Genomic DNA, 24,506 nt, shown 5'->3' with positions numbered 1-24,506 from the left:
GCGAGCCATCGCTACTGTAGGGCCGTGACAGCGTCGGGGTGTTGGGCGAGAGCGAAGTCCGAACTGTAGAGATCATCATGTCGCCCCGTGACCAAACTCACAGCAAGTTGCCCCAACGCCGGCGCGAACTTGAAACCGTGGCCGGACAAGCCCGCAATTGTAACGATGCGACCGGACGGGTCGAGGTCTACGACCGGAACACGAGAATTGGTCACACTGTCGTGGTGGATACTGTGGCGCACAGGTTCAGGGGAGAGATCTGCGAAGAAGCGCATTGCGTTGTGGCTAATTTCCTCGATGGACGCCCGTGAGGCCACGAGCGGAACGTCGTCGACGTCGGTGAGCAGTTGCTCATCGGACGTGTGGGACACCACCTTGACGCTATATCCGTCCAGCGAGGGCACGCCGAACATATGAACGCCGTCCTGATCGCGGAGGAACGCAGGGAAGACGTCGGCGGCGTATCGACTGATGTCATTCGGGGCGAACCAAGTGAGAGCGATGGTGGCAACGTTTACAACGCTCGAGAGTTTCGGCCGCAGCTTCGCCGTCCAGGAGCCAGCCGTGACAACGACTTGAGCGACACGGATCGAACGATTCGTTGTGCGGATGACGATTGACTCGCCCTCCTCATCGATCCCGACGACAGGCTCTCCGTCAATGACGGTGCCTCCCGCTGCGACGGCAGCCTGCACCCCGGCCAGCACGGCAATCTCCGAACGGATACCGCCTCCAAGCAAATCGAGAACCGCTTCCGTGCCGTCAGGCACAATGTGCTGCGGGTACGTATTTCGAAGCTCCTGCGTCGTAAACGCCCGGTGCGGCAGATCGTAGCGGCGGATACTCTCAAGCGTCGACTCGTAGGGTGCGTGGCCTGGCTGATCGACAGCCAGCATGCCGTGCGGCAGAAAGATTTCGCGGCCCACCGAACGTTCGAGGTCGAGCCACATCTCGCGGGAGCGCAGGAGAAGCGGAACGTACCGCCAACCCTCGTGATATGCCGCACGGAATACGCGCGACTCTCCGGCATAGGAGCCGTATGAATGACCAACGCCCCACTGCTCGATTCCGACCACGGATAGGTCTGTCGTGGTACAGAGCTGCCACATCGCCATGGAACCTACAGATCCCAAGCCGATCACTGCGACATCGAATTCTTGGTTTACCATCGCTCATTTCTCCTTTTCAGCGCCGAGCTGAATGCCCGAACACAGGACTCGGGCGACGGCGTACTTAACGATATGATTCACCAAGCGGTGAAAAAAAAGCAAATGGACACCGTCACTATCTCCGAAAGGGACCACCATGAGCGACCAGCGAATCGACTTCCTTTACCTCAGTGAGGATGACATGATCGCCGCGGGGGTGACGGACATGGCCGCCTGCGTCAACTCGATGAGCGACATGTTCGCCGCGCTCGGCGTCGGCGATTACATCATGGGTGGCGCGAGCCGGAACTCCCATGGCATCATCATCGATTTCCCGGAAGTGTCCCCATTCCCCAACATGCCGCTCGCGGGCCCCGACCGCCGCTTCATGGCGATGCCCGCTTACATCGGGGGACAGTTCGATGCAATAGGAGTGAAGTGGTATGGGTCGAACGTCGCCAACCGAACTCGCGGACTGCCTCGGTCAATCCACATGTTCACCCTCTCCGACAAGGAGACCGGAGCGCCTTTGGCCCTGATGTCGGCCAACCTGTTGAGCGCCTACCGCACCGGCGCAATCCCCGGCGTCGCCGCACGCTACCTCGCAAAAAAGGACGCCCGGGTGCTCGGAATCGTCGGACCCGGCGTGATGAACACCACGTCTCTTGAAGCCTTTCTCTTTACCCGACCGTCAATCGAGCGGGTAAAGGTGTTCGGCCGCAGCGGATGTTCGACCCAGGCGTTCGTTGACCGCGCACAGCAGCAGAACCCGCGCCTGCGCGTTGAGATCGTCAGTGAGCTAGAGGATGCCGTGCGCGGGTCGGACATTGTGAGCGTGGCGACATCGAGCGCTGCCGGGTCACACAACTACCCCTTCATCGACGAGCGTTGGATACAGCCCGGTGCGCTGGTGAGCGTGCCGGCGACGATCAATTTCGACCCGGAGTTCGTGCTCAAGCGCGCGCGCAATGTGGCTGACAGCATCCGGCTCTACGAGACGTATGCTGAAGAGCTCGGTGCGCCCGCCCACGAAAACGTCGGAAACCTCGGCGTGTTCTGGAACGACCTTATTGCCGCCGGTCGCATGGAGCGTTCGACGATAGCCGATCTTGGCCGCATAGCAGCAGGTCGCGAGCCTGCCCGCATCTCTGACGACGAGATCATCCTGTTCGCCGTTGGCGGCATGCCCGTGCAAGACGTTGCATGGGCAACCAGCGTCTACCGCACGGCTGTGGAACGGGGCATCGGCACGAGTCTCAATCTGTGGGAGAAGCCAGCACTGGCATGACCACCCAGGGCGTCCATCGATCCAGTCGCGTGAAGCACTCATTCAGGCAATTCTGACTTCGAGGCGACGGGCGATCTGCTCTTGTCCGCAACTGGTGCCGGATTCTTGCAGAGACGCTCGGCCGTTGAAAGAGATATCGAATCGATGGTCATCGAGGACGATAAGGCTCAAGAAGAAGGCGACGTGGGCGCCAAGCATGCTCCGGGCTTCGATGACGTGATACTACAGCGGGGCAGTAAGCCGCAGGTCACGAGCCGAACCGTACCCGGCCTTGGAAACTGCTCGAAGCCGTAGTGGTCGACGGACCAGATCTCAGCGTCCGGGGACGTCGGAGCACACGGGTGCACCCTGTCTTCTGCCAGTTCCTCCAGTGCCGTTGCGTCGGGCGCCGCTAGCTAGGGGCGCGGCCACACGAGCAATCAAACGACCGCCGGCAGTCGCACAGCGCAAGACACAGTCGCATGACAGGTCAGCAGAGTGCTGACAATCGTAGAACTGCCGGCGAGACCGCAGCCTCCTTCCCGCTGCGCTGGGCCGCGCTCACCCTCGCCACGGGTCGCCCAACAAGGCCATCCTCACGATCACGATTATCGCGGTTTCGGCCATCGTCGTCTGAAGGCTCACGGGCCTCCCCCCAGAACCAATGCAGCTTCGACGAACGTTCTGCAGTTGTCCACTCCGACCGCGGCACCCAGTACACCTCTCACGAGTTCCAGAAATGGTGCCGCGCTAACGCGGTCACCCAGGCCATGGGCAAGGTCGGCGTGTGCTGGGACTGTCAGTCGGATCTAGTCGAATCATCAGCCGTGGATTCTGAAGTCCTGGTCGTGGCGGCTTGACCCTTGTTGGGATAGACCCGCTGGTGTCTTTGCGTTGATTTGTCAGTCCCGCGGCCGGGCATGCAACAAGCACTGCCGCCGGACCGGGCGTGACCAGGAGCCTGGAGCCAGCATTCGAAACCGTCCCCATGACAGTCCTGTCCACCCGCCGGCGACAACGTGATATCCCCGCTGTCCGGCAGGAGGCCAGGGGCGCCATGGCATCAGATACTCTCACTCACACTCGATCAAGGCATGGGGTCGTTGGTGTTGACACGCACAAGCACGTCCATTCGCCGCTGTGATGGACTCGGTCGGCGGGATCCTGGCCACATTGACGGTCGCCACCGGTTCTCGCGGGTTCCGGCAACTTCTCGACTGGGCTGCGTCTTTCGGTAAGGTCATCGCGTTCGGTATCGAAGGCACATACGGCTCTGGGCTGAGCTCATTCATACGCCGGCAAGGACTCAAGATGGTCGGGGTGAACCACCCCGACCGGTGGATGCGCAAACTGGCCGGCAAATCCGATGTGCCCGATGCGGAGCACGCCGCACGAGCCGTTCTGGCCGGTTTCGCAACCGCGGTCCCAAAAACCGCCGACGGTGCCGTCGAAATGATCCGCCAACTCAAGGTCACCCATGACACCGCCGTGAAGGACCGAACAGCGGCCATGGTCACGCTCAAGGCCATGCTCATCCAACCCCCGCATCGCGTGGCGGCAGTCTTTCAGTTCGCCTAACCCATTGCTTTTTTTAACCAGGTGGTGAATCATATCATCCGGACGCCGCGCCCGATTTCCCGTTTTTCGGGCATGTACTGCGGCACAGACAGGAGCGTTATGAATACCACTGAAGCCCGCGAGGAACAATTACCCGCCGCGGCTAAAACCGTACGACTTACGGGCCGACTCGGCCCGGTGGCCATCGTTCTAATGGTCATGGCCGCCGCCGCGCCGCTCTCGGTGCTCGGCGGGATGGTGCCGCTGGGACTCCTTATCGGCAACGGCATCGGACTGCCCACGTTGTTTCTGCTTGCGGGGCTCGTGCTGATCATCTTCGCGTTTGGATTCACCCATATGACCCGATTCGTGCCCCGGTCAGGGGCGTTCTTCCACTACATCGCGGCGGGTCTGAGCCGTCCGCTCGGTCTCGCGGCGGCATGGGTGTCGATCTTCGCGTACCTTGGCGTGCAGATCGGCCTGCTGGCCCAGATCGGCAGTGTGCTGGAGGAGACGGTGGGCAGGCTCGGAGGACCGGACATTGACTGGTGGGTCTACAGCTTCGTAATCCTCGCCGCGATCGGCTATCTCGGCTACCGCAACATCGACCTCAGCACCAAGGTGCTCGGCCTGCTGCTCGTGGCCGAGATTGGGATCGTGGTCGTCCTTAGCGTCGTGGTCGTCGGGACCGGTGGAGCCGAGGGACTCACACTCAATACGTTCGGCTGGGACAACGTTATGTCGGGTTCGCCGGCGATCGGTCTCATGTTCTGCATGGCCTCGTTCCTCGGCTTCGAGTCGACCGCCATCTACCGTGACGAGGCCCGCGATCCCGAGCGAACCATTCCACGCGCCACCTTCGCCGCCGTCATCATCGTCGGCGTGTTCTATGGATTCGCCTCGTGGATGATGATCATGGCCTGGGGTGAGGATTCAGTGGTTGCTGCTGCCGCCGCGAACCCAGTCACCCTCATTGTCGAAACTGCCTCCAAGTACCTTGGACCTGCGGGCGTGGTGATCATCAATGTCCTCCTTCTCACAAGCGTCTTCGCCGCGATCCTTGCCTTCCATAACGTGATCGCGCGCTACTTCCACGCCCTCGGACACGGGGGCCTCCTTCCCGCTGGGCTGGGCCGTGCTCACCCTCGCCACGGGTCGCCCTACAAGGCTAGCCTCACGACCACGATTATCGCGGTTTCGGTCATCGTCGTCTGCACGCTCACGGGCGTATCCGCCATGCAAGTGCTTAGCTGGAGTACTGGAGACGCAGCCCTCGGAGTTATGGCCCTCATGGCGCTGACCTCGCTGTCCATCGTCGTCTTCTTCCGCCGCACCCGCCTGTCGACGCGCGTCTGGCAGGCAATGATCGCGCCGGCCGTAGCATTCCTGGCTCTAGGAGCGATCGTGGTCCTCCTCGTGCTCAACTACCCCCTGCTCGTGGGCGAGACGGACGCGAACGGCGCCCCCGCCTTCGGCCCGCTCTCCGTCACGCTCCTGGCGCTTCTCGTTCCATTCATCGTCACAGGTCTCGTGCAGGCGGCCATCGTGAAACGCCGCAACCCCGAGGCCTACGCCCGCATAGTCGACTTCGACGCATAGAAGGCCGGCCTGGGCAGGCGGACCCGTCGACGCCGACAACCCCTGCCCAGGCCTGAGAGAGATCCCTAGGCAGGAATCGAACAGTCTAAAAAGACGGCTTCGGCGCGTTAGGGGACACCATGCGATATACGGAAGTAGAACGGGCACCCACGGAACTGATCCAGACAAAACATTCTCACGGCTTTGCTACGGCATCCACAGGTCGTCGTGTCCTTACGAGCAAGGGGAAATCGTGCCCTCAGGCGAGGGCTTACAGACTCGCTGGACGCCCGTCCCTGAACTTGCTGCCTTCCAGCGGGACGGCTACGTCAGTCCGCCGGGGTGGCACGGACATCACTGCTCGCCATTCGCCGTTCGATCACCCGTTCTCCTGACAGGAAAGAAAGATCATGAAAAGCAGAATCGTCTCCGAGCTTCAGCATGCGGTGACCTCCTGACACGAGCCTCCTCAAACGACACCACGGCTCCTTGCTAAGGCTGCGGTGGCGCAGATCCGTGCTGATTATGCGGCTCCACAGCAGGTGGAACAGTGTCGGCAGGACAGTGACCAGGTCGCCCGCAGCGGCCATCAGGTCACGTATCGACGCCGGGCCATTCGAGAGGATGTCCATCAACAACGTCGCGGTGGCTGCGCGCGAACACCGTGGACGGTAGCCAGCGAGCCACCGCAGCTTCGTCAGAAGGACCGGAGGCAGCGCTCCGCGCCGACGGTAGCTCCAGCCGACGCGGTCGCACAGGTTCTTGGTTGCCTGGAAACGTCCCCGTCGGCTGGTGTCAGGAGGGCGTCCGGCCTAACGTCAAGCACGACTGCGGACCCGTCGCCACAGCGGATGAAGTAGTCAGGAACGTGGGCGAGCGGGGGGGATGGAGGCAAGGTGATGCTGAAAGGCTGGGATGAAACACCAATGACCTCAGGGTCAAAATCCAATGACATCAGACGATCACGTTCGCACCAGGATTCGAACCCGACATGGCGTTGATTCGTCGCACACCACCACAAGCCGGCGAAGTTGTGTTGGCCCTTGAATGTGGCTGTTCACCGAATCGGGAGGACCTCCTAAAATGCGACCGTCCAGCAATCGTCAGGGATGCAGTTTGCCGGAGAGCTGCTGAATCGCACCCTGAACGTCAGGGTGCATGCAAAATCATACTGCCCGGCAAAACTGTCGGACTGGGCAACGGCGTCTTGCCTCCGTGGTATGTCCACCCCCACAAATCGCGTGATGGTGTCCCGGTAACTGCGTGGATTGCGTACAGGCCGCGCCTGCTCGTGCCCGTGCATTGCCGGGCGCCAGGGCGAGGCTATCGCAATAGATACAACGATCCGGGCGCGGATTGAAGGCAAGTATAGGTCTGTGGAAGACCGGGGTCACGGCGTCCTCGCGCTGTTATGTCCAGCAGGTAGGGCATACGACGTTCACCCACGAGTGCAATGATGCTTTCCTTCGCGCGGGTTGTCCCGCTTGCCCTCCAAGACCATCAACTTCGTGTTCTTCCGCAAGAGGCAAGTCGTCGACGAATCAGCCGTCGTCGGCCACCTGTAGTAGTCTGCACGGCACCCCTCCACAGGATCCATTGGGGGCGTGCAGCTCGACCGATATTAAGGTAGCGACACAGAGCTCCCGCTGATCGAGCACACAGGATGCTCGACCAGGGGACATAATCCCGTGGTCCGCTCAACGAACCCGAAAGGACCGGGCGCCAAACGCGGGTGCTTCAATCAACAGAATCGCTTGCCCACAACCCCTCTCACGCCGGGTAAGTCAATAGCTCCGGTGGCGAGAAATCTTTCCCTCAGCATCAACCACCTTCGGACTGGAGCCAGAAATGACCATCGCCCCCGCGAGCATCCACGCTTTTGACGTGGAAGGAGAAAACCCTTGAACGCCATCTACACTACCGAGGCAGTCTCCACCGGGGCAGGCCGAAACGGCAGTGCCCGCACCGATGACGGGCGGCTCGAACTCCGGCTCGCCGCGCCCAAGGCGCTCGGCGGTTCCGGCGACGGGACCAACCCCGAACAACTCTTCGCCGCGGGCTACGCCGCATGCTTTCACTCTGCTCTGCAGTTGGTGGCGCGCCAGGCCAAGGCGGACATCGGCGAATCGAGCGTCGGGGCTAGGGTCAGCATTATTAACGACGGTCAAGGCGGCTTCGGCCTTGAGGTCGGCCTCGAGGTTGTCATCCCCACTCTTTCGCACCATGAAGCCACGGCACTCGCCGAAAAGGCCGACAAGGTCTGCCCTTACAGCAATGCAACCCGGGGCAACCTCGATGTCACTATTACCGTAACGGACGACTGACAGGTAGCTGAAACCCCCTCCGCTCGGGCTCCTTACGCTAGTCCAAATCGACCACCCGTCCGGCTCCTCTCTGAGCAGGCGGACAGCCCACTCTTAGAGTCCCGATTCCACCGGCAGCCGAGCTGGCAACGATGCAGGGGTTGCCCACCGAGTGCATTAACGGGCTGACAAAAACTCGCTTAGCGGCTGGGCTGAGCCAGACCTGACAACTCAGACTCTCCGAGGCCGGTCGGACCGGTTGTGAGGGAGCAAGCGGGAGACCTTGAGGCACCAGCACACATCGAGACACAAGAAAATTAGAACCACTCGCACGGACGCACGACCATACCGGCTCCGCGGCCAAGGTAACTTGCGCTGTCACCCAAGTCAGATCCCCGGACACCGAAGGCTACTCACCGTCGAACCGTCGGTGCGGGGCGCACGTAAGGCGCTTCGTTTCTCCATACGCCACGGGGATTCCCCATTTCGCGAGCCGCGGCAGCAACTGGCGCCGGACGTCCGGTAGGGGTCCTTTTGAACTCAATACAAACCGCATAGGAGAACAATGTCTGTACTAGCCGGGCTCACAGCAGCCCTCACAGATGGTTCCGTGGAAGTCATAGACCTGACGACTCCGCTCAGCAGCGATACGCCGATACTGAATCTTCCGCAGCCCCTGGCCAACACACTTGGCCTCAGCCTTTCGCCCGTGAGTAACTTTGATGACGCTGGCCCGGCGTGGGCCTGGAACGATGTCACCGTTGGGGAGCATGCCGGCACCCACCTGGATGCGCCCGTGCACTGGATTTCGGGCAGAAACGGCAAATCCGTTGACCAGATAGAGCCGCACCGTCTCATCGGACCCTTGATTGTCATCGACAAGAGCGCCGAAGTGGCTGAGAATCCGGATTTCCTCCTGGAGCCTGAGCACTTTGAGCAGTGGCAGGAAGCGCACGGCCAGTTGCCCGACAATTGCTGGGTGATCTTCCGGACCGGCTGGTCCTCCAGGGGCGGGAATGCCGCCGATTTCGTCAATGCCGATGACGCCGGGCCCCACACTCCGGGGGTGTCCGTTGCGGGTGCCCAATGGATTGCAGCCAATACCAGCATCAGCGGGTTCGGGGTCGAGACAGTGGGCATCGATGCGGGCCAGGCGGCAACTTTCGACCCGATGTTCCCCGTCCACTCATTTCTCCTCGGTGCGGACAAATACGGCCTGACATCACTTCGACAGGTGGACAAGCTACCCGTCGTCGGAGCGACCCTGGTGGTCGCCCCCTTGCCGATCGTCGGCGGCACCGGCAGTCCCACCCGCGTCTTCGCCCTGGTGGAGGGTTCATGAGCGAGACGGTAAGGGTATCCACCCTCGTGGCCCAAACCCTGGCCAAGCTGGGCGTCCGCCATGTCTTCGGGGTCGTGGGAAGCGGTAATTTTGATGTCACCAACATCCTCGTGCAGGCCGGCGTGCCCTATACGGCTGCCCGACATGAGGGTGGTGCCGCGACCATGGCCGATGCGTATTCCCGGATGTCCGGCAAGGTCGGGGTCGTCACAACACATCAGGGATGCGGCTTAAGCAATGCCATTACGGGCATCGGGGAAGCGGCGAAGAGCCGGACACCGATGATTGTTTTGACCGCGGACACACAAAGCGCTGCGGTCCGATCGAATTTCACGATTGATCAGGACTCCCTTGCCCGAAGCATCGGGGCAGTAGCGGAAAGGATTCACTCCGTCGAGTCAGCCGTGGCCGACACGGTCCGGGCATTCCGCACCGCAGTCAACGAACGCCGCACCGTCGTACTCAGCCTCCCACTGGATGTGCAGAGCGGTTCCGCGCCGGACACCCTCGAGTCTGTCCGGCTTCAGGAACCAACCCGGTTGCGGCCCGATCCCGCAGCAGTGGAGCACCTTGTCCAGCTGATCCGGGAGGCCGAACGGCCCGTGTTTGTGGCCGGACGTGGAGGGCGCGGGGCCAAGGACGCCATTCTGGCCCTGGCCGAGCATGCCGGCGCCTTGGTGGCAACCTCCGCGGTGGCGAACGGACTCTTCAACGGAGAGACCTTTAATCTGGGCATCTCCGGCGGCTTCTCCTCGCCGGCGACGGCCGGGCTCATCAGCGGAGCAGACCTGATTATCGGCTGGGGCTGCACCCTGAACATGTGGACCATGCGGCACGGCCGGCTGATTTCCCCCGGCACGAACGTGGTCCAGGTCGACGTCGAAGATGCCTCCCTCGGAGCCAACCGGCCAATTACCCTCGGCATCCTGGGCGACTCTGCCCTCACCGCCGCCGACGCGCTGGCCGTGTTAAAAACCGTCCAGCCGGCCCCGGCGGAAAAATACCGCACCGAGACCAACGCAGTAACCATCAAGCAGGGATCACGCTGGCGGGATGTGGAGACACCCGACCTGTCCAGGGCGACCCTGATCGATCCCCGCGTCCTCAGCCGCGAACTCGACACGCTCCTCCCGGTGAACCGTATCGTTTCGGTGGACTCAGGGAACTTCATGGGCTACCCGAGCCAGTACCTGGCCGTGCCTGACGAGTTCGGCTTCTGCTTCACCCAGGCATTCCAGGCCATCGGACTGGGTCTGTCCACCGCCATCGGCGCAGCCATCGCCCAACGCGAACGGCTGCCCGTCCTGGGCGCTGGCGACGGCGGTTTCCTGATGGGCATCAGCGAACTCGAAACAGCCGTCCGGCTACAGCTGCCCCTCGTGTGCATCGTGTACAATGACGCCGCCTACGGCGCGGAAGTCCACCACTTTGCGGAGCTGGACGCTTCCCTGGACCTGGGCAGCGTCCAATTCCCGGACACGGACATAGCCGCCATAGCCCGCGGATTCGGGGCCGAGGGCATCACCGTGCGCACGCTCGACGACCTCGGGCCGGTGAAAGCCTGGGTCGACAGCTTCACCGCCGGAACCCAGAGCCGGCCATTGGTCATCGACGCTAAGATCGCCTCGGATGGCGGCTCCTGGTGGCTGGCTGAAGCCTTCCAAGGCCACTGATTCACTCATGACTGAACGGGACTGGATCCGGCCGTGGCCGGGCTCGGTCCCCTCCGGGTTTCCCGGCCATCACGCGGAAGTGAACGCCGCAACGACCCAGCTGCCTTTCTTAGCGTCCCCACATGTGTCGTCAGGGCCTCGAAGCTACCCGCCGGAGCCGACTCCACTAGCCGTTCAGAGGTCAGGAGTCTGTCGTGGTGGCGTTCCTCCCATCAGACAACGAGGGATAGTCGATCTGCAGCTGAAGCTCAACTTCGTAGGTCAGCCACCGGCTTTTGAGCAGGTCATGCCGGGCTACCGGAGCCGATTGGGTCGCCTGTGCATGGGCCGCGGTGTTCCAGTCGAAACAGACCTGCACTGGGTGCTTACCGAAGTACTGTTCGCAGACCCGGTCCGAGCCATACTCAGGCGACGCTGCGCAGATCCCCGAAGAACTCGTCCACGTGGGCCGGCGTCCACTGCCATGGATACTCGTTCGTGGACTCCTGGAACCGCGTCCGCCGACAATCAGCAGGATGCCGGCGATGGGTGCGAACGAGCCCGACACAATGCGGTTCAGCTCGACCCGTGAGAAGCCGCTTCCGGCTCCCAGAACGATGAGCGCGAGCAGCATCGTGATGAGCGCTGGCAGCCTTCGTTCGCGTCGCAACCGGATCATCCACCGTCGGTGCACTGACTGCCGCCGGCCTCGCGCTCCCGCTGACCGAGGGACTGACCAGCCCAGGGATCTCACTCCTCGTCCTCGCGATCGGACTGGGCTCCGGATTCCTCTCACACGTCAACGACGCCGGATTCTGGCTCATCAAGGAATTCTTCGGCCTCACAATCGGGCAGACCTTCAAAACCTGGAGCCTGTTCTCCGTGGTCGCCCCCGTTGTCGGGCTCGTACTCGTGCTACTCCTCAACGTGCTCGTGGGATAGCAAAGTGATCCCTCGGATGTCACGCCTCCGTCAACAGGCCCGGTGCTAACGCGGGGATGGAACGAACCGGTACGGCACCATCAAATTTCACCCGTCAGCTCGCAGCACCGGAGTCTGAACTTGCTCGACAAATGGCGAAAGACCCCTACAACTTCGAGTTCCTCGGCCTTACCGGCGAGGTCGCCGAACGCGACCTGGAAAACGCGCTGACGAGCCGCATCACCGAAACACTCCGGGAACTGGGCCCCGGCTTTTCCTTCGTGGGCCGCCAGGTACCCTTCGACGTCGATGGTGATGACTACTACGTCGACCTGCTGTTCTTCCACATCGAACAACTCCGCTTTAACTGCACCAACACGTTCGGTGCCGGCGTCACGGATGAGCTGATGCTTGCGGCCTGACGGCTTCCTACTCGTTGATGAGTTGAGCGCCGTCCTCGAAGCGTCCGCTGACGCGAGTGCTCTGTGCGTGCTTTTCGCGGATATGGCGCAGTGACTCCTCCAGGGCGGCGACTTCTCCCAGCCATGTTTTCTGTTTGGCCTCTTCGAGGCGTTCCAGTGCGTTGTTTTCCAGATCCCGCAGACGGGGAATTTGTCCCGGTTCAACCTGGAGCATGGGACAGCGGACGCAGGCGTGCTCGTGGATGCAGGGTGTTCCGTAAGGGCGATGGCATGTGCCGAGAGCGACCCGCCGGCGCGTGAAGTGGTTCTCGAAGTCGGACCATTCCTCGGCAGTTGGATCGCGGTACTCGAGGCTGGGTCTGAGACTTCGGCGGTGATCGATGAACGTTCGGTAGTTTCGGATGACTTGCTCGGGGTAGACCGCCACGTAGCCCTGCGTGGTGTTGAGGTTGATGTGGCCCAGAAGCTGTTGCGCGATATGGATCGGCAGGCCGCTGTTGACCGTCTCGGTGGCAAAGATGCGCCGCAAATCGTGCGGAGAGAATGTCAGGGGAGTCCCGTCGACATCGCGAAGGTTCGCTTTCTCTGCGACTGCCTGCAGCAACCCGTGCGCGCCTGCTTTCGAGAGAACCCGGGGCGGACCGCCCATCCTGACCTGGAACAGGTGGGGCAGCTTGGGTCCCCACGTGCGTTCCAGACCGTCGTAGCGGCTGATGAGGGGAAGAGTCCCATCTGGTCCCTTGACCCGCCGGATGATCACCGCCAGGACTGATGACAGTTCCGGTGAGACTGGGATGACTCTCTCCCTGTCGGTTTTGGACGGTGCCACCTGCAGCAACGGCGTCACTTCGCCTCCGGGTGGGATGTATCGGCGGATGGCTGTGTGGGTAAGTTCGAGCAGTTCCTCGATCCGCATGCCGGTCAAACGAAGGACCTCGATGATGGCCCAGGACCAGAACGCCTTTTCTTCGGCACGGTGGAGGCGCATCAACACCGGCGTGGCAGCCAACTTCGTCCTGGCCGTGGTGCTCATCTTCGGCGTGGCCATGGCACCGGCCGCCGGCGTCACCGGTTCCCTGTTCTCCATGGTCTTCTCCCGCGAAGTCCGTTATACCGGAGCATCAGTCGGATACACCATCTCCCAGATCTGCGGATCCGCGTTCGCCCCCACGATCGCCACCGCACTGTTCTCCGCAACCAAGAGCAGCGACTCCATCGTCGTCTACCTCCTGATCGTTTCAGCCATCTCGATCATCTCCGTTGCGCTCCTGCCCGGAGGCTGGGGACGCAAGGAAGCAGCACGCCAAAACGGCGAGCTGCAGGAAACCCCACGGACCCCGGAGCCCAGCACCGCCGAGGCCTGATCCGGCCGTCGGGGCGGACGGCCTGCGTGACAGCCAACCGTCCGCCCCGAACCGGAACACGACGAGCTCGGCGGGCACCAGCGACTTGGACCAAGGCCTCCAACATTCGACAGGAAGGGCCGGACCCCATGCCAGCAAACTCCCGGTACTACGTACCCGCAAGCGAACCCGCGCCGGAAGCAGCGTGCATCCATCGCCCGTATCCCTTCCTGGAATGGAGCATGCTGGTCGGTGCCGTCGTCGATGTCCGGCGCGAGGGCGTGTTCGTCAGGACAGGCCTCGTGGAGGACACCACACCATCCGGAGACACAGCCTGGATAGCGGCGGACGGGCTCGACCGCCGGATCATGATCGAAAAATCCGCGGGCTACGACCTCTGGATCACAGCCGAGCAACTCCAGCTCCGAAGGGTCCATCAGCTAAGCCGCTGAACTGGAGGCCGTCTGTGGGAAGGGACGCCGGCAGCAACGCAAAGAGAACCGCAGTGCAGGTAGCCCGATCGGTTACATGAAGGAGAGAACGTGGTCACCGTCCCCACCGAACCCAAGCTGGTCAACTCCAATTATGGAAATGGCAGCACGCACGCAAGCGGCAGCCCACGGAACGCCGAAGACTTTCCCCAAGGCCAAATCACCTCATCAGCCTGGGAAGGCTGGTGGCACCAGTTTCCAGCCGAAGACTGACTTCTAACGTGACTCAAAGACCGTCCCTTCAGAAGCCGGCACCTCGAAAATTTGACGGTCCTCCGAACGCCGGCCCATGGAGTTTTCCAGGTGACTGTGCGCCCAGTGAAGCTGAGGAAATGAAATGGGCAAAGAGCAAAGTAGACGGACGCGAATGGAACGCGACCGAGTTCAGCAGGCTGGACGCCGCCTGGCGCCAGGCAGGGAGGGGCGGATTGGTCTGCCTGGGCTGCGGCGGTCCAGCGTTATTCCGGTCGCCCTCCGGCAAGAGACCCCCCACTTTCGTCGCTAAACATCAAACTGGTTGCGCCGCGATGACAGTGAACTGGACGGTGTTCCGTTACCTGCAGTAACCCCACCAAAGCCGGGAAATGGCTTGAACTGACAAGGCAGCACACCGGGAGTGGGTCGCGGGTCTTCACGATCTATGACGGGGAAATGCAATGTCCGCATCCTCGCCATCGGCAGCGCGGGTTCAGGTCCGCAAGAGCCAGCATTGGTCGCGACATTGGGGAGGGGCCACCGTCCGTCGCTCAAGACCTGTCTGGGTCTCCCCACGGTTCCCTGCTCAAGCGCCGCTGTGATTGTTGCGGGAGACGGCAGCGCTTCATGCTCGTTCGCCGGAAGGGGTCATAGGTGAAGGACGTGACAGCGATGGACTTCGAGGACCCGTCGAGTGCATAGCGGACCCTCGGGTCGTGCTTGGAACCGCAACGAGGATTCCCACGGTTGGGGCCATCCTGTGGAACTTCACGAGGTCGTTGACGGCAGCGACGTAGAAGTTCAGCTGTCCGGCGTTATGCGCGGCTGCCCATATCGCCGGCAAGCTGAACTCCTGTGTAGCCCTCGTCGACGACATGCTCCGCCGCGACCACCACAACGAAACCTTCGAAATCCTGATCTGTGGAAAGAACGCAGGGTGAGATATGGCCTCGGACTTCGGCCCAACGTGGCCATCTCACAGTCCTCGGACTCGAAGAGACGGATGCGCTTGGCGACCCGGTTTCGGGACGCATCTCGACGGTAGGGCTCGAGCAGGTCGTTCGGCGTCCGGCGGCCCAGGGTGTCTCAATGTGCGGCGAACGCCCGGGCTGGGATGCGTTCCGACCGGGCGCCGCCAACGGTAGACGTGGCTCCTCGAGGATGACCAGGGTTTCGGTGGATCCTAAGCCTGGGGGCCTGGGTCCCCAAGTTGGGCCAGAAGCTTATCAACCGTACGCCCTAGTTGGGTGGTCTCGCCGTCGTTCAGGATGTCGAACATGTGCCGCCGTACGACGTTTACGTGATGAGGTCGCCTCCTGCTGCGGCCATCCGTGAGCTTCACGACAGCGGCGTCTCTGTACCACAGGATGTCTCGGCGGTCAGGCTCTGGCGACCATGGATTAGCAGCCGAGTTCCTCCTTCCGAGTATCACGATGGTCAGCTACTCGCATGAGGAGCTCAAGGGGCCCTACAAGGCCTCGCCGCTCTCCTCGGCGGCTCGCGTGTCGAAACCGTCGACGCACCTCCGCTCGCTGGCGCCCATGGGCCGGCCCCCAATCGTGAGCCGCTGGGCGGGCCCTCACCGCCTCATCAGGGTCCGCAGGAGTTTCAATGCCACGGAGATCGAGGCGATATCGACCTGTCCCGGTTTGGTTACTTCCGCGAGGGTGTCCTTGATCCGTGCGAGCTGCTCCTGGTGCCCGCGTTCCCACTCCACGATGCGCTCCACGGCATCGGACGTGCCGGCATCTGCGGCACTGAGGCCCTGGGTGGTCTCCATCACCGAGACGGTCATGTCCGCTACTGCGGAATACACGTCATCGCGCAGGGCGGCGCGCGCGAGGGCCTCCCAGCGGCTCCGCCGCGGCAGGTCGGTGATGCTGAGCAGCAGACTCACCGCACCGATCCGGTGGAACACCGCGTAGTACAGGTCGGTGATGGTGGCGATGGGTTCACGCACCTGTTCGGAGATCAGGGAGATGTCCAGCAGCCCGAAACTCTCCATCAGTTCGGAGACGCGCTTTCCCAATTCCCGCGGCAGGCCAACCTCGTCCCAATGCTCTAGCCGGTCTGGGATGCGGTCACGATCGGAGCCGCGCAGAAATTCCAGGGTAGTGGTCCGCAGCAGCTCAAACGTCGGCGCGATCCTGCCCAGGGCCTCGGCTACGGGCTGGTTCCGGTGGTCGTGCGTCACGTACCACCGCGTGGCCCGGTCGAGGACCCTGCGCATATACTGCGTCATTTCTGCGGCGTGTTCGCCGGGGAACGCGGGGGGGAGTGCGGCCAGCCTGTTGACGATCCACGGCAGGTCGTAGGCTTCCCGCGCCACCACGAAAGCCCTGGCAACACTGGCGGCCGTCGCCGTGGTTTCCTCGATGGCGCGGAAGGCGAACGTGATTCCGCCGAGGTTGATCATGTCGTTGGCCACTACCGTGCACACGATCTGGCGGCGCAGCGGATGGTCCTCCAGCTCTGCTTCAAACCGTTCGGAGAGCTGGCGAGGGAAGTAGCCGCGGAGGACGCGCCGGAACCACGGGTCGTCGGCAAGGTCGCTGGCGTTGAGCTCCGCGGCCAGTTCGATCTTGGCGTAGGCGGCCAGCACCGACAGTTCCGGCGCGGTCAGGCCCTTGCCGGACCGGAGCCGCTCGTGGAGCTCCTCCGTGCTTGGCAGGCCCTCCAGCCTGCGGTCAAGGTCGGTGGCGTTCTCGAGCCAGTCCATGGTCCGTTCGAAGCCCGGGCTCCACTCCAGCACCAGGTGCCGGTCGTTGAAGAGCAGGACGTTCTGATCCGCGTTATTGGCCAGGACAAGACCGGCCACCTCGTCCGTGAGTGAATGCAGGAAGCCGGTGCGTTCCGGCGACGGCATCTTTCCCGCCGCGATCATCCGGTCCACGAAGATCTTGATGTTTACCTCATGATCCGAGCAGTCCACGCCGGCTGAGTTGTCGATCGCATCGGTATTGAGCAGGACACCGGAGAGGTCGGCCTCAATCCGTCCGAGCTGGGTGATTCCCAGGTTCCCGCCCTCGACGACGATCTTCGCCCGCACCTCATTGCCGTTGACCCTGATGGGGTCGTTCGCCTTGTCGCCAACCTCGGCATTGCCCTCCGACGATGCCTTGATGTAGGTTCCGATGCCGCCGTTGTACAGCAGGTCCACGGGCGCCCGGAGGATGGCCTGAAGCAGCGCATGGGGTGGCAGGGACACGGTGCCAGGGTCCAGGCCGAGCGAGCGCCTGACCTGTTCGGTGATGCTGATGGCCTTGGCCCGGCGGGAGTGGACACCGCCGCCCGCGCTGATCAGGGCCGGATCGTAATCCGCCCAGGAGGAGCGGGGGAGGGCAAAGAGCCGCCGCCGTTCCTCGAACGAGGCCCCCGCATCCGGCGCCGGGTCAAGGAAGATGTGCCGGTGATCGAAGGCTGCCACGAGCCGGATGTGGCGGGAGAGAAGCATCCCGTTCCCAAAGACGTCGCCGCTCATATCGCCGATGCCGGCAACTGTGAAGTCCTCTTCCTGGCAGTCCACCCCGAGTTCGCGGAAATGGTGCTTCACGGATTCCCAGGCCCCGCGGGCCGTGATGCCCATCTGCTTATGGTCATAGCCCACGGTCCCGCCGGACGCGAAGGCGTCACCCAGCCAGAAGCCGTACTCAGCGGCCACCGCGTTCGCGGCGTCCGAGAACGACGCTGTTCCCTTGTCCGCCGCCACCACAAGGTAATAGTCGTCGACGTCGTGCCGTACCACGCGCGCCGGAGGCACCACGGTTTCGCCGTGTGCGGTGGTGACCAGGTTGTCGGTGACGTCCAGCAGCCCGCGGACGAAGATCCGGTAGCACTGAAGGCCCTCCGTCAGCCACGCGTCGCGGTCCACGGACGGGTCCGGCAGATGTTTCGGATAGAAACCGCCCTTGGCGCCGGTGGGCACGATCACCGAGTTCTTCACGTTCTGCGCCTTGACCAGGCCAAGGACCTCGGTGCGGAAGTCCTCGCTTCGGTCCGACCAGCGCAGCCCGCCCCGGGCCAGTGGCCCGAAACGCAGGTGGACGCCTTCCACGCGGGGCGAGTACACCCAGATTTCGTATTTGGGACGGGGAAACGGCGCACTCGCGATGGCGGAGGGGTTCAGCTTGAAGCTCAGGTGGGGCCTGTTCTGGTAGTAGTTGGTGCGGAGCGTGGATTCCACCAGGTTCATGAAGGTGCGCAGCAGCCGGTCGGCGTCGAGGACGGGAATGTCGTCGATCGCGGCCAACAGATCCTTCCGGGCCGCATCGGTGTCCCCGACCCGGCCCGGGGCCTCCAGATCGGGGTCAAACTTGGCCCGGAACAGTGCCAGGAGCCCGTGGGTTGCCCGGACATTGGCCAGCAGGGTATCGGCCATAAAGCCATACGAGGTCGTCGTGCCCAATTGCTGCAGGTACTTGGCATAGCTGCGCAGGATTGCCGCCTGGCGCCATTCGATGCCCTCCCGCAGGACAAGGCCGTTGATGCCGTCGGATTCGACATCCCCCCGCATGGCAGCGCAAAACGCGTTCGCGAGCAGTTCGCTGGTTGCCTCCGGGTCCACGCCGGCCGGGTACTTCAGCCCGAGGTCGTACAGGAAGAGATCCTGATCAGTCCCGCGCCGGATCTCGAATGGGCGCTGGTCCAGGACCTCAAGACCGAAGTCGTGCAGGAAGGGCAGGATATGGGTGAGGCTCCGGGGTTTCGTCAGGTAAAGCCGGATCCGGGCATCTTCGGCGCCTCGGGGGGGCGTTCCCGGCGGAACATATACCGTAAGCAGCGGATCCCTGTAGGGTCTACCGCCTGTGCCGTCCAAGTCGAACTTCTCGAAACTGATGATGTCCAGGATCGCGGCTTCGGCCTCGTAATCCGCGCGATAGCTCGGGGGAAAAGCGTTCGACCACAGCCTGGAAAGCCGCATGACCTCTGCCGCCGGGAAGCGCTCACGGATCACTTCGTCGAGCCCGTCCGACCATGAGCGGGTGGCTAATATCAGACGCCGCTCCAGCCGGGAAGGGTCGACGCCGGCCTGACGGGCATCGGTGGCAGCGGCACCCGCCGGGGCGCCCGAGGCGGAGCCGTCCATCAGGATCCGGAAGAACACACTGGCCATCGGGGATTCACTCAGACGGACCTCGAATTCGAGCGAGGAGGAGCCGAAGGCCTGTTTGAGCTCGCTTTCGATCCGGAGGCGGACGGCCGTGCTGTACCTGTGCCGGGGGAGGAACACCAGGGCGGTCATGAAGCGCCCGTAGCTGTCCGGTCGAAGGAACAATCGCGTGCGTCTGAGCTCCTCAGCGCGGAGAATCTCTGCCGCCAGCCGGGCGAGATCATCGGCCTCTATGTGAAAAAGGTCATTCCGCGGAAAGGATTCCAAAATGGCCAACACGTCTTTACCTCGGTGGGACCGGGGCGTAAGTCCAAGGCGTTGCGTGACGGCCTGGACCTTTTCGCGGATAACTGGAATCTGCCGGACAGAATGCTGCGCAGCGCCGGGGGTAAACAGACCCACGAACCGTCGTTCCCCTGTGACTTTACCCGTACTGTCGAACACCAGCAGGCGCAACTCGTCCAAATAAGACCCCCGCAGGACGGTTGACCGGAGGTCCGAGGTAGCGAGCGTCAAAACGTTTGGCCAAGAGTTCCCCCGTTCCCCGGGTTCCGGGTGCCGGGCGCTGTCCCACGGTGGCCGTCGCAACAGGCCCAGCGCGGAACTTCGGCGCCGAGTGAGTAGCTCCTGGCCGCCGGTCGTCGTGAGATCATAGTCGCAATAGCCGAGGAAGACGAAGTTGCCGTCAGCCAGCCAGAGGAGCAGCGCGCGCAGCTGTTCCACCGGCGGAACAGCTGCGGCCGGCGCCCCGTCCACTGCAGCGTAAGCCTGGGACACCTTGCTGCTGATGGCTGCCTCGTCATTGGCGGCAACGCTCACATCGTCCAACACCCTTTTCAGGCGTTCCGTGAGCTCGCTCGTAGCTGCATCATCTGCCAACCTTCCGATTTCCGCGGCCACCCAAGTCTCAGATGTTCCACGGGCCGGCGGCACGGACCCTTCCAGAAGGCCTTCTCTGGAAAGGCCGGGGCGGACGTCCAACAGCGCGTAGGAATCCGGATCGCGCAGCACCTGGAAGGTCGGATGCACGAGCAGCCGGATCGGGGCGTCTTCACGGGTTAGCTCTGCGGTTACTGAGTGAACCAGATATGGCATGTCCTCGGCAACCACCGCAACGATGCTGGCGTCTAGCTCGTTCAGGATGCCGACTGCGGCCTGTCCGGGGCGTCGCGACGACGCCACCGCGAGATGGTGAACGGCCCTGGCCCGGAGGGTTTCGGGCCTGTAGTTCTGCACTTCCTCCGTGGGTACATGAGCGTAGTAGTCAGTCAGGAAATGCCGGTCGGGCCTGAAGGCGTCGGTAGCGGCAGTATGCTCCTCGCGGTTTGATTTTCGTGACATGCCAATGCGCCTCCACAAGGCGGGGTGCTATTCCAACTGCGGTTGATTTGTCTCGTCCCCGCGCATGTTTTCATCATCGCGGTCACCCGGAAACACGTCCAGAGCCTCCGAGTCCCTGATCGCGCCAGCCGGTCCGCATATTGCGGCTGGGCAGCCAGGACCAGAGTCAGGGGACCATCGAAGACTTCGCTGAAGACCGCGCTACTGTCTGGGTCCGTCTATTAGACCTTAGTGAAAGAAAGCTGCTACTTGCCGCCGATGTTTCTTGAAGTCCCGAACCAAGCGGCAGACACGATGCAATCCTGCTCGCCATAAACGAAGTCGGAAATTTGAATCCGGCGCTAAATTGATTAGAAATTCCCATGTCCTTACATTCTGTCTACTGGCACCTCTGCGTATCAATTTCTGGCGTATTTAGTAGGAACAGGCCGGGTTGGGTCGGACTGACCGCGTCTTAGCTGTGGCTTGGCTGGTCTTGGCGAATGCGTTGCTGGAACGTCCCCTTCGCCGGGCTGTGCTGTGTGCCTGACGGTCGCGGTGCCAGTAGAGCGGCACTCACTCGGCTGGGATCCCTGCCCAGTTGTGCGGAGTCCAGTCCACGGGGTAGACGCATTCTTCCATCGAGAGGAGGATCGGTTCGGGGCGTTCTTTCGACCAGAACGTCCACCACACACTCGGGTCCGTGGTGACGATCTCGATTTCCCAGGCTATGGGTGGGAACAGGTTCCGTCGTTGCTTGGCGAAAACCTCCCTGACCTGTTCGCCCGGCACCGTCCAGGGGCCGGGGTGGAGTAGGCGCAGCAGTCCACGGCCGCGGAACTCCATTTGCTGCGGCGTGACCACGAGATGAATCCATGGCGGGCCTGCCTTGACCTTGTAGTTGCTGTAGGCGCCGCCCGTGAACTCACACCTCAGTGCTGCGTCAAAGATTCCGTCATCGGTGTCCCCCATGGGGGTCAGTCTAGGCTTTGCAGGAATAGGGGTCACGGAAGAGGAGAGGCGTAGCTGTGCGGGCCGCTGCGAACCGGGTTTAGAGCGCGTTCCAGGTGAAGGAACCTCCTTTTCTGGATGAAGGCGAACTCCTCAGGGTTCAGCCCTCAGGTCGACGTACCGGGACCACGGTTCACCTGCGGCGTCAGCGTGGAGGAAGGCGACCTGGTAGCTGTAGCCGAGTGCGTCGGCGACCAATGGGGGCGGCGTGAGAGCGAGGTGTTCGTCCAGGGCGGTGTTTCGTGCGCCGAGGAGTTCAAGTCCGAGGCTGCGGAGCCGGAGCATGATGGTGTTCGGGTGGAGGTGCTGGCCTGCGCGAGTTCCTGGGAAGATCCAGGGGCTGTCCGTGCCTGATCCTGTTCTGAGGTTGGGGCGGCTTCGGAGGTGCTGTCTGAGAAGTTCCGCGAAGGGCTGCGGGACGGGCGATGGATGCGTACCAAAGGAGATTCTGATCGTCCCGTTGGTGTCGTTGACGATGACTGCGTCGGTGCGGAGCGCGGCCACCCGAACCAAGGGTTGGGCATAGAGGAGGAGCAGAGTTCCGGCGACTCTGTAAGGCAGGGACTCGCTGGTGCCCGTGAGTAGTTCCTTCAGCCAGGCAAGGCGTTGTTCCTGCGGGATGGCCGGGCGGCTCTTCGCGGCATAGTGGCCGATTTCCACGCGCATGTTCGTGCCGGTCTTCTTCGCGAAGACAAAGTTCGCGAAGACAAAGAAGGTCCGGATGGCCTTCCTGGTGGTGGGTCCGGTCGCCAGCCAGGTCTCGACGTCCTGCTGGGTGCAGGTGGATGCCGTCCGGCTGTGGGTCTGCCAAAGCCAGTCGAGGAACTTGATGGTTTCGGTGATCTCCTGTTTGGCGGAGTGCACCGGGCCCCGGACCGTTGCGTCCGGCGTTGCCATGGCCCGGATGCGTCGGAGATGGTGCCATTTGGCGAAGTGCTCGACGGGTTTGGCGACTTCGGCCGGCAGGGGGCGGAGCTTGTCGTCGATCCAGGTTTCGAAGCGGTTCAGGTATACGTCCTGATGGGTGAGGAGTCCGTGGTGCACGAGCAGCGCCCGGAGATGGTCGGCTGCGCGTCCTGCCGTGGTGCGGTGGCCGTCGAGGCCTTCGTGGGTCAGGGGAGTCTGCCCGGTCGAGACGGATGTCAGGAGTGCCTGGACCTTGGGGGAGCGTTTCCAGGTGATGATGCTTTCGGGTCGATCCGCCTCGCAGAGGACGTCGACTAGCCGGGTTGCGGTTCTGGGATCGGCGGCATTGGTCAGCAGCAGGGCGGTGAGGTCGTCCCTGAGTGCGCAGCGGGCGCAGATGCCGCGGCGGTAGAACTCGCCTTCGTGATTGCAACGGGAACAGTGGAAGTTGTGGAGGATGCCCGCGCACGGAGCGCACCGTGGTCCGTCAACGGCTGACGGCGGACCGGGCCGCAGGCGGTTCTCGCCGCAGTCGGGGCAGGTGCCGTGTGTGCGGGTCGCCACGGTGAAGCAGGGCCCGCAGATCTTGCCTTCGGGCCAGCTCGCCCTGGCTTTGCCGGCGTTGCGGCCGCAGCGGGCGCACCGGACGGAGCCGCTCGTGCGGGGACGGCCACGGACTGTGTTGCGCGGGGTAAGTCCGTCCGGGTGTTCAGTGGCCATCGTCGATGATGCGCGCACGGCGCGGGCGGACGGTGCGGTTGAGGTCCACGACGTTGGGGGAGTTGGCGGTTCCGTCCTTGCGTGCCCGGACGTCGGCGGCGGTGACGGTGATGAGGTCTTCGGGGCCGCAGGAGAAGATGTCGCAGATCGCGGCGATGACCTGCAGGGCGACCCGCTCGGGCTTCTGGTTGACGATCCGGTAGACCTGGGGCCGGGACAGCGTGATTCCACGTTCGGCCAGCAGGGGGATGAGGTCGGTGGTGTTGTGAAGGCCCCGGGCCGCCATCAGCTCGGAGAGCCGCCACGTGTATTCGACCTGGCGCTTCATCGCTGTCCTCCCGTTTGCTGGCCCAGGGCCTCGTCCATGGTGCGGTCCAGGGACGCCCGCAGAGTGGTGCTGCGGAAGTCGTCGCTGACGAATTGGTAGATGCCGGTGGTGGAAGCGTACTCGTGTCCCATTTGGTATTGCACGAATCTAGGATCCCATCCGTCTTCCAGCAGGTGCGTTGCGTAGGAGCGCCGCAGGGAATGCAGGTCCAGCCCGTCCGCAGGCATCCCGAGCTCGTCGAGATACCGTCGGAGCCGCCGAAGGAGGGTGGACTCGACGATCAGGCCGCCGCGTTCGCTGGGGAAGAGGTCGGGCGTGTGAAGCGTTCCGCGGCCGTTGGCGAGCCAATCCTCAAGGATGCCGGCGGTCCAGTCGAAGACCGTCAGGACGCTGCGGGGCTTGGGCGGTGATGCTTTGCGGGACTTGCCGAACCGGACTTTGCAGACCCCGAACTTCCCGAACTTGCGCGCGTGCGGGTTGGTTGCGAAGTCGACGGTCTGCAGGTGCCGCAGCTCATTGAACCGAAGCCCGTAGGAGTAGGCCAATTTGAGCATGACCGCGTCGCGGTAGGCCGCCTGCCAGCCCTTCTTGCCGGTGGCCTCAATGAGTTCGACCTCGTCGTCGGCGCGGTCGAAGATCTTCTGGAGCTCCTCTTTGGTGAAGGGGCGCTTGGACGGCCGGCCTTCGAATTCCTGTACGTGCGGTGCGGTGTTCCACTCGTAGAAAACCTGGGCCGGATGGGTACCAAAGCGCTGTTCGCAGACCCGGTCCCAGCCATAATCGGGGTTGGCGACATAGGACGTGAAGTGGCGCAGCGCGGACTGGTGGGCGCGCAAAGTCGTGACTCAAGTGTCGGATCGAGCGCAGATCCCCGAAATACTCCTCAACATGG

At 62.9% G+C, this 24,506-nt stretch carries 19 protein-coding genes and 3 pseudogenes; 12 read left to right on the top strand and 10 right to left on the bottom strand.

Annotated elements, in window-relative coordinates:
* Window positions 1-11: 11 nt before the first annotated feature.
* A complete protein-coding gene (gene solA / locus AC1D2F_RS19120) occupies window positions 12-1,169 on the bottom strand; it encodes an N-methyl-L-tryptophan oxidase (RefSeq protein ID WP_476967478.1) in 1,158 nt (385 codons plus the stop codon).
* Between the two features lie 136 nt (window positions 1,170-1,305).
* Here solA and AC1D2F_RS19115 point away from each other — a divergent pair, with 136 nt between their 5' ends.
* From AC1D2F_RS19115 to AC1D2F_RS19100, 4 genes and pseudogenes are all read left to right on the top strand, one after another.
* On the top strand, window positions 1,306-2,436 hold the full coding sequence (locus AC1D2F_RS19115) for a tyramine oxidase subunit B (protein ID WP_476967477.1): 1,131 nt from the start codon (window positions 1,306-1,308) through the stop codon (window positions 2,434-2,436).
* Window positions 2,437-3,104: 668 nt separating this feature from the next.
* A pseudogene (locus tag AC1D2F_RS19110) lies at window positions 3,105-3,212 on the top strand (DDE-type integrase/transposase/recombinase); the annotation flags it as partial.
* 346 nt (window positions 3,213-3,558) lie between these two features.
* Window positions 3,559-3,993 carry an IS110 family transposase gene (locus tag AC1D2F_RS19105; RefSeq protein WP_476967476.1) on the top strand — a complete coding sequence of 145 codons (435 nt, stop codon included), beginning with the start codon at window positions 3,559-3,561 and terminating at the stop codon, window positions 3,991-3,993.
* Between the two features lie 99 nt (window positions 3,994-4,092).
* Window positions 4,093-5,571 carry an APC family permease gene (locus AC1D2F_RS19100; RefSeq protein WP_476967475.1) on the top strand — a complete coding sequence of 493 codons (1,479 nt, stop codon included), beginning with the start codon at window positions 4,093-4,095 and terminating at the stop codon, window positions 5,569-5,571.
* A 308-nt stretch (window positions 5,572-5,879) separates the two neighbouring features.
* Here AC1D2F_RS19100 and AC1D2F_RS19095 read toward each other — a convergent pair whose 3' ends face one another.
* Both AC1D2F_RS19095 and AC1D2F_RS19090 read right to left on the bottom strand, forming a co-directional pair.
* Window positions 5,880-6,182 (bottom strand): hypothetical protein, encoded by a 303-nt coding sequence (locus AC1D2F_RS19095; protein ID WP_476967474.1) that lies wholly within the window; start codon window positions 6,180-6,182, stop codon window positions 5,880-5,882.
* 65 nt (window positions 6,183-6,247) lie between these two features.
* A pseudogene (locus AC1D2F_RS19090) lies at window positions 6,248-6,589 on the bottom strand (hypothetical protein); the annotation flags it as partial.
* An 862-nt stretch (window positions 6,590-7,451) separates the two neighbouring features.
* Between AC1D2F_RS19090 and AC1D2F_RS19085 the strand changes: the two are divergent.
* The 3 genes from AC1D2F_RS19085 to AC1D2F_RS19075 all read left to right on the top strand — a co-directional run bounded on the left by AC1D2F_RS19085 (window position 7,452) and on the right by AC1D2F_RS19075 (window position 10,868).
* Window positions 7,452-7,874, top strand: a complete 423-nt coding sequence (locus AC1D2F_RS19085) for an organic hydroperoxide resistance protein (protein ID WP_284991235.1) — start codon at window positions 7,452-7,454, stop codon at window positions 7,872-7,874.
* 544 nt (window positions 7,875-8,418) lie between these two features.
* A complete protein-coding gene (locus tag AC1D2F_RS19080; RefSeq protein ID WP_476967473.1) occupies window positions 8,419-9,195 on the top strand; it encodes a cyclase family protein in 777 nt (258 codons plus the stop codon).
* The gene (locus tag AC1D2F_RS19075) at window positions 9,192-10,868 is read left to right on the top strand and encodes a thiamine pyrophosphate-binding protein (protein WP_476967472.1); all 1,677 of its coding nucleotides are present in this window, start codon (window positions 9,192-9,194) and stop codon (window positions 10,866-10,868) included. Before AC1D2F_RS19080 ends, AC1D2F_RS19075 begins: the two co-directional genes overlap by 4 nt.
* Window positions 10,869-11,049: 181 nt before the next feature.
* On the opposite strand, the gene AC1D2F_RS19070 is transcribed toward AC1D2F_RS19075, so the two are convergent.
* Window positions 11,050-11,526, bottom strand: coding sequence for a hypothetical protein (locus AC1D2F_RS19070; protein WP_476967471.1), 477 nt, complete (start codon window positions 11,524-11,526; stop codon window positions 11,050-11,052).
* On the opposite strand from AC1D2F_RS19070, the gene AC1D2F_RS19065 reads away from it, so the two are divergent.
* Together AC1D2F_RS19065 and AC1D2F_RS19060 are read left to right on the top strand one after the other, a co-directional pair.
* Window positions 11,493-11,789 carry a GntT/GntP/DsdX family permease gene (locus AC1D2F_RS19065; RefSeq protein ID WP_476967486.1) on the top strand — a complete coding sequence of 99 codons (297 nt, stop codon included), beginning with the start codon at window positions 11,493-11,495 and terminating at the stop codon, window positions 11,787-11,789. The two genes, AC1D2F_RS19070 and AC1D2F_RS19065, sit on opposite strands and share 34 nt — an antisense overlap.
* A gap of 47 nt (window positions 11,790-11,836) precedes the next feature.
* Window positions 11,837-12,190, top strand: a pseudogene (locus AC1D2F_RS19060) (PDDEXK nuclease domain-containing protein); the annotation flags it as partial.
* A 7-nt stretch (window positions 12,191-12,197) separates the two neighbouring features.
* Here AC1D2F_RS19060 and AC1D2F_RS19055 read toward each other — a convergent pair.
* Entirely contained in the window at window positions 12,198-13,106 is a 909-nt protein-coding gene (locus AC1D2F_RS19055) for a tyrosine-type recombinase/integrase (RefSeq protein WP_476967470.1), read from the bottom strand.
* A gap of 22 nt (window positions 13,107-13,128) precedes the next feature.
* Between AC1D2F_RS19055 and AC1D2F_RS19050 the strand changes: the two genes are divergently transcribed.
* The 3 genes from AC1D2F_RS19050 to AC1D2F_RS19040 all read left to right on the top strand — a co-directional run bounded on the left by AC1D2F_RS19050 (window position 13,129) and on the right by AC1D2F_RS19040 (window position 14,237).
* Window positions 13,129-13,554 (top strand): hypothetical protein, encoded by a 426-nt coding sequence (locus AC1D2F_RS19050; protein ID WP_476967469.1) that lies wholly within the window; start codon window positions 13,129-13,131, stop codon window positions 13,552-13,554.
* A 128-nt stretch (window positions 13,555-13,682) separates the two neighbouring features.
* Entirely contained in the window at window positions 13,683-13,985 is a 303-nt protein-coding gene (locus tag AC1D2F_RS19045) for a hypothetical protein (protein ID WP_476967468.1), read from the top strand.
* A 90-nt stretch (window positions 13,986-14,075) separates the two neighbouring features.
* A complete protein-coding gene (locus tag AC1D2F_RS19040) occupies window positions 14,076-14,237 on the top strand; it encodes a hypothetical protein (RefSeq protein WP_476967467.1) in 162 nt (53 codons plus the stop codon).
* A gap of 1,561 nt (window positions 14,238-15,798) precedes the next feature.
* Here the strand turns inward: AC1D2F_RS19040 and AC1D2F_RS19035 are convergent.
* The 5 genes from AC1D2F_RS19035 to AC1D2F_RS19015 form a co-directional block, all read right to left on the bottom strand.
* Complete coding sequence (locus AC1D2F_RS19035; protein WP_476967466.1) at window positions 15,799-20,670, bottom strand: NAD-glutamate dehydrogenase; 4,872 nt, start codon at window positions 20,668-20,670, stop codon at window positions 15,799-15,801.
* A 555-nt stretch (window positions 20,671-21,225) separates the two neighbouring features.
* Window positions 21,226-21,621, bottom strand: coding sequence for a hypothetical protein (locus AC1D2F_RS19030; RefSeq protein WP_476967465.1), 396 nt, complete (start codon window positions 21,619-21,621; stop codon window positions 21,226-21,228).
* A 132-nt stretch (window positions 21,622-21,753) separates the two neighbouring features.
* On the bottom strand, window positions 21,754-23,286 hold the full coding sequence (locus AC1D2F_RS19025; RefSeq protein WP_476967464.1) for a recombinase XerD: 1,533 nt from the start codon (window positions 23,284-23,286) through the stop codon (window positions 21,754-21,756).
* A complete protein-coding gene (locus AC1D2F_RS19020) occupies window positions 23,276-23,614 on the bottom strand; it encodes a helix-turn-helix domain-containing protein (RefSeq protein ID WP_476967463.1) in 339 nt (112 codons plus the stop codon). The genes AC1D2F_RS19025 and AC1D2F_RS19020 overlap by 11 nt, the downstream gene beginning before the upstream one ends.
* On the bottom strand, window positions 23,611-24,450 hold the full coding sequence (locus tag AC1D2F_RS19015) for a tyrosine-type recombinase/integrase (RefSeq protein ID WP_476967462.1): 840 nt from the start codon (window positions 24,448-24,450) through the stop codon (window positions 23,611-23,613). Before AC1D2F_RS19015 ends, AC1D2F_RS19020 begins: the two co-directional genes overlap by 4 nt.
* Window positions 24,451-24,506 lie beyond the last annotated feature (56 nt).

The organism is Arthrobacter sp. P1_B3 (assembly GCF_056406615.1).
The sequence above is the reverse complement of the archived record's forward strand: the minus strand, read 5'-3'. Positions and strand labels throughout refer to the sequence as shown.

Bases quoted from the DNA above. Each gene is read 5' to 3' on its own strand.
- AC1D2F_RS19045 (WP_476967468.1), top strand. From the start codon at position 13,683: ATGCCAGCAAACTCCCGGTACTACGTACCCGCAAGCGAACCCGCGCCG.
- solA (WP_476967478.1), bottom strand. From the start codon at position 1,169: ATGGTAAACCAAGAATTCGATGTCGCAGTGATCGGCTTGGGATCTGTA.
- AC1D2F_RS19075 (WP_476967472.1), top strand. From the start codon at position 9,192: ATGAGCGAGACGGTAAGGGTATCCACCCTCGTGGCCCAAACCCTGGCC.
- AC1D2F_RS19030 (WP_476967465.1), bottom strand. From the start codon at position 21,621: ATGGGGGACACCGATGACGGAATCTTTGACGCAGCACTGAGGTGTGAG.
- AC1D2F_RS19070 (WP_476967471.1), bottom strand. From the start codon at position 11,526: ATGATCCGGTTGCGACGCGAACGAAGGCTGCCAGCGCTCATCACGATG.
- AC1D2F_RS19050 (WP_476967469.1), top strand. From the start codon at position 13,129: ATGATGGCCCAGGACCAGAACGCCTTTTCTTCGGCACGGTGGAGGCGC.
- AC1D2F_RS19025 (WP_476967464.1), bottom strand. From the start codon at position 23,286: ATGGCCACTGAACACCCGGACGGACTTACCCCGCGCAACACAGTCCGT.
- AC1D2F_RS19115 (WP_476967477.1), top strand. From the start codon at position 1,306: ATGAGCGACCAGCGAATCGACTTCCTTTACCTCAGTGAGGATGACATG.
- AC1D2F_RS19100 (WP_476967475.1), top strand. From the start codon at position 4,093: ATGAATACCACTGAAGCCCGCGAGGAACAATTACCCGCCGCGGCTAAA.
- AC1D2F_RS19080 (WP_476967473.1), top strand. From the start codon at position 8,419: ATGTCTGTACTAGCCGGGCTCACAGCAGCCCTCACAGATGGTTCCGTG.
- AC1D2F_RS19035 (WP_476967466.1), bottom strand. From the start codon at position 20,670: ATGTCACGAAAATCAAACCGCGAGGAGCATACTGCCGCTACCGACGCC.
- AC1D2F_RS19020 (WP_476967463.1), bottom strand. From the start codon at position 23,614: ATGAAGCGCCAGGTCGAATACACGTGGCGGCTCTCCGAGCTGATGGCG.
- AC1D2F_RS19095 (WP_476967474.1), bottom strand. From the start codon at position 6,182: ATGGACATCCTCTCGAATGGCCCGGCGTCGATACGTGACCTGATGGCC.
- AC1D2F_RS19105 (WP_476967476.1), top strand. From the start codon at position 3,559: ATGGACTCGGTCGGCGGGATCCTGGCCACATTGACGGTCGCCACCGGT.
- AC1D2F_RS19055 (WP_476967470.1), bottom strand. From the start codon at position 13,106: ATGCGGATCGAGGAACTGCTCGAACTTACCCACACAGCCATCCGCCGA.